The organism is Photorhabdus caribbeanensis (assembly GCF_018448885.1).
GTDB classification, from domain to species: Bacteria; Pseudomonadota; Gammaproteobacteria; order Enterobacterales; family Enterobacteriaceae; genus Photorhabdus; species Photorhabdus caribbeanensis.
Genome location: NZ_RCWB01000158.1, coordinates 1 through 358 on the forward strand (window position 1 = coordinate 1; position 358 = coordinate 358).

1 protein-coding gene is annotated in these 358 nt (G+C 51.7%); it reads right to left on the reverse strand.

Annotation, left to right across the window (positions count from 1 at the left end):
• Positions 1-358: hypothetical protein (locus tag EAE90_RS23455; protein ID WP_214055474.1), on the reverse strand; the 358-nt coding region annotated here is incomplete at both ends.

The window sequence follows — 358 nt, forward strand, 5'->3', positions numbered from 1 at the left end:
GTAATATCCGTTTGGGCCTGTACATCCCCCAGAGTCGCCTTGCCACTCGCCGTCAGACTGATGCCGCCTTGTTTTGTGGTCAGTTTCGTCGTTTCAATATCTTTACCATTAACGGTGATATCCGTTTGGGCCTGTACATCCCCCAGAGTCGCCTTGCCACTCGCCGTCAAACTGATGCCACCTTGCTCTGCGGTCAGTTTCGCAGTTTCAATGTCTTTACCATTAACGGTAATATCCGTTTTGGCCTGTACATCCCCCAGAGTCGCCTTGCCACTCGCCGTCAGACTGATGCCGCCTTGCTCTGCGGTCAGTTTCGTCGTTTCAATGTCTTTACCATTAACGGTGATATCCGTTTGGG